3 protein-coding genes are annotated in these 6,011 nt (G+C 77.4%); all 3 read left to right on the top strand.

Going from position 1 to position 6,011, the window contains the following annotated elements; genetic code table 11:
- The first annotated feature begins 91 nt into the window (after positions 1-91).
- A complete protein-coding gene (locus ACFV6I_RS36770; protein WP_380430360.1) occupies positions 92-1,909 on the top strand; it encodes an amino acid adenylation domain-containing protein in 1,818 nt (605 codons plus the stop codon).
- Positions 1,906-4,791: a condensation domain-containing protein gene (locus ACFV6I_RS36765; protein ID WP_380430357.1), complete on the top strand. Its 2,886-nt coding sequence runs from the start codon at positions 1,906-1,908 to the stop codon at positions 4,789-4,791. Before ACFV6I_RS36770 ends, ACFV6I_RS36765 begins: the two co-directional genes overlap by 4 nt.
- A gap of 73 nt (positions 4,792-4,864) precedes the next feature.
- Positions 4,865-5,752 (top strand): hypothetical protein, encoded by an 888-nt coding sequence (locus ACFV6I_RS36760; RefSeq protein WP_380430355.1) that lies wholly within the window; start codon positions 4,865-4,867, stop codon positions 5,750-5,752.
- The last annotated feature ends 259 nt before the right edge of the window (positions 5,753-6,011 follow it).

The raw sequence follows: 6,011 nt of genomic DNA, 5'->3' as shown, positions 1-6,011 counted from the left end.
CGGCCGCCCGGTGGGCCCCCCCCCCCCGCCCTACCCCCGGGGGTGGGGCCCCCCGCGGTCGGGCGGCGGGGGCGCCCGGAAGGGAACCATCATGCCCACCGCGACCCTCCCGGACCTGATCGCCCGGCACGCCCAGGAGCGCCCCGACGCCCTCGCCGTGACCGACGGCTCCACCGTTCTGACGTACCGTCAACTCCTTGACTCCTCCGCCCGGCTGGCCGCGACCCTGGCCGCCCGGGGGATCGGCCCCGGCAGTGCCGTCGGCCTGCTCTGCGCCCGTTCCACCCGCCTGGTCGTCGCCCAGCTCGCGATCTGGCGGACCGGCGCCCACGTCGTCCCGCTCGACCCGGCCTACCCGCGCCAGCGCATCGCCGAGATGACCGGGGACGCCGGGGTCCGGCTCGTCCTCGGTGACAAGACGCTGCTCGCCGAGGCCGGACTCGCCGAGGAGCAGACCCTCGCGCTGACCTCGACGCTCGTCCTGGCCGAGCCCGCCGTCCCGGCCGGGCACGGCCCCGACGCCGCCGGTGCGGCCGCCCCCGACGCCGCCGAGCCGGCCGCGCCCGCCCTGCTCTTCTACACCTCGGGCTCCACCGGCCGGCCCAAGGGCGTCATCGTCCCGCACAGCGCCGTCGCAGACCTGGTCACCGCCCAGGACGCGTTCACGCTCGGCCCCCGCGACCGGGTCCTGTTCCACTCCACGGTCAGCTTCGACGCCTCCACCTTCGAGCTGTGGGCCCCGCTGGCGCGCGGCGCCGCCGTCGCCGTCTCGCCGTCCGACCGGCCCACCGCCGAGGAACTCGTCCGCGACATCGAGCGGTTCGGCGTCACCACGGTGTTCATCACCACCGCCCTGTTCCACCACCTGGCCGCCCGGCAGTCCCGGATCTTCGGCGTGCTGCGCACCCTGGCCGTCGGCGGCGAGGCCCTGTCGCCCGAGTACGCCGGGGCGGTGCTGCGCGCCTTCCCCTGGCTCGAACTCTTCAACGTCTACGGGCCGACCGAGGCCACCACCTTCACCACCCTGCACCGGATCACCCCGGCCGACTGCACCACCGGCCCGGTCCCGATCGGCCGGCCCTTCGGCGGCGCCCGCGCCCTCGTCCTCGACCAGGAGCTCGCGCCGGTGGCGCCCGGCACCGTCGGCGAACTGTGGATCGCCGGCGGCCGGCTCGCCCAGGGCTACCTGGACCGGCCGGAGCTGACCGCCGAGCGCTTCCGCGACCTGCCCGGCACCGGCCGCGCCTACCGCAGCGGCGACCTCGTCCGCCAACGCCCCGACGGCGCACTGGAGTTCCACGGCCGCACCGACGACCAGGTGAAGGTCCGCGGCTTCCGGATCGAACCCGGCGAGGTCGAGCACGCGCTGCTGCAGTTCCCCGAGGTCGCCGAGGCGGCCGTCGTGGTCCGCCGGCCCGGCCACACCGACGCCGCGCTCACCGCCTGCCTGGTCCTCGCCGACGGCAGCCGACCGGCCGTCGAAACCCTCCGCGCCCGGCTCGCCGACCGGCTGCCCGCCCACCTGGTGCCCACCGCCTGGACCGTACTCGCCGCCCTGCCGCTGACCGGCACCGGCAAGATCGACCGCCGCGCCCTCGCCGCCACCGACGAGACGGCCCCCGACGGACCCGGCACCGCCGCCGCCCTCACCCCGATCCAGCAGGCCGTCGCCACCGCCTGGACCCGCGCCCTGGAACGCCCGATCACCGACCCGGCCGCCGACTTCCTCGCCGAGGGCGGCCACTCGCTGCTCGCCATGTGGGTCGTCGACGACCTCCGCGAGGACCTCGGCGTCGAGCTCTCGCTCGCCGACTTCCTCGGCCACCCCACCGTCGCCGGCCAGGCCGACCTGCTCGAACGAGCCCTGCGCGCCGCGCACGACGACACCCCGCAAGGAGCCACCCGATGACCGCCGAGCACCCGGCCGTCGACCAGACCGCCGACCAGGCCGACCTGCTGCGCCGCGCCCGCCGCAACCGCCCCGCCGCGGGCGGGCGCCCGGCGGCCCCGCAGAGCGTGCCGGCCGGCCAGGGCGACGGCCCGGCCGGCCCCGCCCCGCTCTCGCACGCCCAGCAGCGGATGTGGCTGATGGACCACCTCGGCCAGGGCGGCGCCCTCTACAACGTCCCGCTCGCCACCCGCCTGCGCGGACCGCTCGACCCCGCCGCCCTCGCCACCGCCCTCACCGGCCTCACCGAGCGCCACGCCGTCCTGCGCACCCGCTACGGCCGCCAGGGCGACCAGCCGCACCAGCAGACCGACCCGGTCACCCCGGTGCCGCTGCGCACGGTGGACGCCACCTGGGAGAACGGCGCCGGGAACAACGCCCCCGCCCTGCTCGCCGCCGAGGCCGCCCGCCCCTTCGACCTCGCCACCGGCCCGGTCCTGCGCGCCCTGCTGCTGCGACACGACCCGCAGGACCACACCCTGCTCCTGAACATCCACCACATCGCCGTCGACGGCGGCTCGCTGCCCGTCCTCGCCGCCGACCTGGCCGCCCTCTACGTCGCCGCCCGCGACGGCGTGGCGCCCCAACTCCCGCCGCCCGGACCGTCGTATGCCGAGTACGCCCGTGAGGAGCGCACCCGCGACGCCGAACTCACCAGCGCCGCCGACGCCCGCGCCCGACACCTGGCCGGCGCCCGCCCGCTGCCGCTGCTGCGGCCCACCCCGCCCGGGGCGCGCGAGCGCCGGGCCACGCTGCACACCGCCCCGCTCGCCCCCGCCACCGTCGAGGGCCTGCGCCGGCTCGGCGCCCGGCATGGCGCCACCCTGTTCGCCGTCGTCCTGGCCGCCGCCTTCGCCACCCTGCGCACCGCCGCCGACCAGGCCGACCTCACCCTCGGCTGTGCCAGCGGCCAGCGCCTGCGGCCCGAACTGCGCCGCACCGTCGGCCTCGGCGTCAACACCCTCGCGGTGCGCGCCGACCTGGCCGGCGATCCCACCTTCACCGAGGTGCTCGGACGGGCCCGGACCGCGCTGCTCGACGCGCAGCAGCACCACGAGATCCCGTTCGACCTGATCGTCGAGCGGCTCGGCGCGGCGGCCCGCGGCGCCGACGGCACCCCGCTGCTCTCCGTCAGCTGCGACCTCGTCCACCCCGCCGAGCCGCTCACACTGCCCGGCCTCACCGCCGAGGACGTCGAACTCGACCTGGGCCTGGCCAAGTTCGGCCTCGCCCTGCTGGTCGAGGACGGCCCGCAGCCGCGCTGCCTGGTCCAGCACGACCGGGACGCCCTCGACGAGACCACCGCCGAGCACCTGCTCACCGCCTTCGCGGACCTGCTCGCCGCCGTCGCCACCGACCCCGACCAGCCCCTCTCCGCGCTCCCCGGCACCCGCCTGGCCACCGCCCAACACCCGGCCCTCGCCGCACTGTCGGCCGACCCCCGGGTGGTCGAGGCGGCCGTCGTCGAGACCGCCGACGGCCCGCCGCTCGCCTACGCCGTGGTGCGCGGCCCGGTGGCCCCGACCGGCGTCGAACTGCGCGCCGCCCTGCGCCGCCACGTCGACCCCGCCCACCTGCCGGCCGCCGTCACCCTGCTGGACCGGCTGCCCCGGCACGCCGACGGGACCCCGGACCGCGGCCGGCTGCCCGGCGCGGCCCCGACCGCCCCCGAGCGGTCCGGCCCGCTCGACACGGTGCGGTCGGCCTTCGGCGAACTGCTCGGCACCACCCCGCCCGCCGACGGCGACTTCTTCGCCCTCGGCGGCCACTCCCTGGTCGCCGTCCAGCTCGCCGAACGCCTGCGCACCCGCACCGGCCTGCCGCTCACCGGCCTGGACGTGCTGGAACAGCGCACCCCGCGCGCCCTCGCCGCCCTGCTCGCCACCCGCGAGGACGAGCGCCGCGCCGCCCCCGCCCGCACCGGCTCCCGCCCGGGCACCCGCACCCGCGCGGGCACCGTGCTGCTCACCGGCGCCACCGGCGGAGTCGGCGCGGCCGTCCTCCAGGAACTGATGGCCCAGGGCCGCCCGGTCCGGGCCCTGGTCCGGCCCGAGTCCGCCCACCTGCCCGCCCTGCACGGCGCCGAACTGGCCGAGGGCGACCTCGCCGACCTCGACAGCCTGCGCCGCGCGGTCGAGGGCGTCGACGCCGTCATCCACGCCGCCTGCACCTTCACCGAGCACGCCGTCGACCTCGCTGCGATGCGCGCCCTGGTCGAGGGCTGGCGCGGCGGCCCGTTCGTCTTCGTCAGCAGCATCGACGCCTACGGCCGCCCGTCCGGCACCGACGTCCCCGAAGGCGGCCCCACCGGCGAACCGGTCAGCCCCTACGGGCAGGCCAAGCTGGACTGCGAGCGCATCCTGTTCGAGGCGGCCGCCACCGGCCGGGGCCCGGCCACCGTGGTCCGCGCCCCGATCGTCTGGGGCCCGCACCAGCGTCTGCGCGACCAGCTCCGCTGGGGCTCCACCGGCGACCTCTACCAGGCCGCCCTGGCCGGCCGCCCGATCGCCCTGCCCGCCCCCGCCCCCGGCGACCGCTCCACCTGGTACGGCGCCGCCTGGGTGCACTCCGCCGCCCTGGCCCGCGCGCTCGCCGCTTGCGTCGCCGACGGCAACCCGGCGGCCGGCCGGATCGTCAACGCCGTCAACGGGCACGTCTCCTGGGCGGACTTCACCGGTGAGCTCGTGCGCCTGCTCGACTCCGGCAGCCCGCTGGACCTGCGCCCCGACGCCGATCCCGAACTCCGCCGCCCCTGGCACTACCGCGCGGAGACCCTCGCCGCCCCGCTGAGCCCCGAGCCGGGCGAGGACTGGCGCACCGTTCTGGCGGCGATGGTCGGCTGACCTGCACCGCTCCGCGTCGAGGCTATATGATCACGCGGCCGAGATCACGTCACGGGGGAGCACGAGAACAGCGATGGCCGGGCAGGCAGTACTCGCACCGCCGAGGGAACTCCGCACCTGGTTCGGCCGGCGCTCGGTGCGGATGACCGGATCCGCGCTGGTGTGGCAGGAGGAACCGGAGGCCTTCCACATCCCCTATGGCCGGATCCACCGGGTGCACGCCGTCCCCGGCCGGGGCGTGCTCTGGGACCTGTGCGTCGAGGTCGACCCGCCGGGGCGCGGCGAGCGCTCCGAGTTCCGCCTGGGCACGACCGACGCCAAGGCCCAGGCGTTCGCCGACGCCATCAACGCGCAACGGCTGAAACGGCTCGCCGAGGCTTCGGCCGACCCGACGCGGATCCGCGTCGAACCGTTCCGGCGGCCCCGGCCGCTGCGGCCCGCCGGCTGGCAGCTCGGCCTCCTCGCCCTGTTCGCCGGCTGCCTCACCGAGTCCGTCGCCCTGGCCCTGCTCGGCCACCCCGTGCGGGCCGGGTTCGTCTGGGCCGGCTTCACCGCCTGGTGGGTGAGCGCCGCCTGGGCGGCGAACCTGCCCTGGCAGCTCCGCTACTGGCGCCAGCAGCAGGCACTGGGCGAGCTCCGCCCGGCGGAGTTCACCGGCTCCTACCTCGGGGAGTACCGGGTGCACGACGTCCGTGGCCACTCCCGCAGCACCCGGCGCACGCTCCGGTACACCTACCGGGTGACCGACCAGCTCGGCACGGCGCAGCGGCACGAGTGCAGCGCCGCAGACGTGCAGGACGTGACGCGGCCCCGCACGGTCCTGGTGGTGCCCGGCCGCCTGTCGGCGGACACGCCGGGCGGGCTCGCCGGCCACCTGGTGTGGATGGGCGTCACCGGCCTGCCGACCCTGGTCGCGGGCCTGGTCGGCCTGGTCCTCATCCCGGGCCTGCTGCTGCCCTGAGCCGCCGCCGGCCCACCCGGTGCCGACCACCCCCGCCCACCCGGGTGGCGCGTCCGGCCTGGACTCCGGGTCCGTCTCCCGCCCCACCCGACACGCGCCCTTCCGTTTGCGGCGGCCCGGGCCGGGGTGTGGGGGCGGTGTGCGGGCGCTGGAGATCCACTGGAGGCCGCCTCAAGGCGGGTGGTTCGTGGCGGGTTGGGTGTGTTCTGGTGGATGGCGAAGCAGACCCGCCCCAGGTCCTGTCCGGCCGGACAGGACC

It is taken from the genome of Kitasatospora sp. NPDC059803, from assembly GCF_042732255.1.
Taxonomy (GTDB): domain Bacteria; phylum Actinomycetota; class Actinomycetes; order Streptomycetales; family Streptomycetaceae; genus Kitasatospora.
The sequence above is the reverse complement of the archived record's forward strand: the minus strand, read 5'-3'. Positions and strand labels throughout refer to the sequence as shown.

Excerpts from the sequence above, each read along its gene's own strand:
- ACFV6I_RS36765 (WP_380430357.1), top strand. The coding sequence starts at position 1,906 with ATGACCGCCGAGCACCCGGCCGTCGACCAGACCGCCGACCAGGCCGAC.
- ACFV6I_RS36760 (WP_380430355.1), top strand. The coding sequence starts at position 4,865 with ATGGCCGGGCAGGCAGTACTCGCACCGCCGAGGGAACTCCGCACCTGG.
- ACFV6I_RS36770 (WP_380430360.1), top strand. The coding sequence starts at position 92 with ATGCCCACCGCGACCCTCCCGGACCTGATCGCCCGGCACGCCCAGGAG.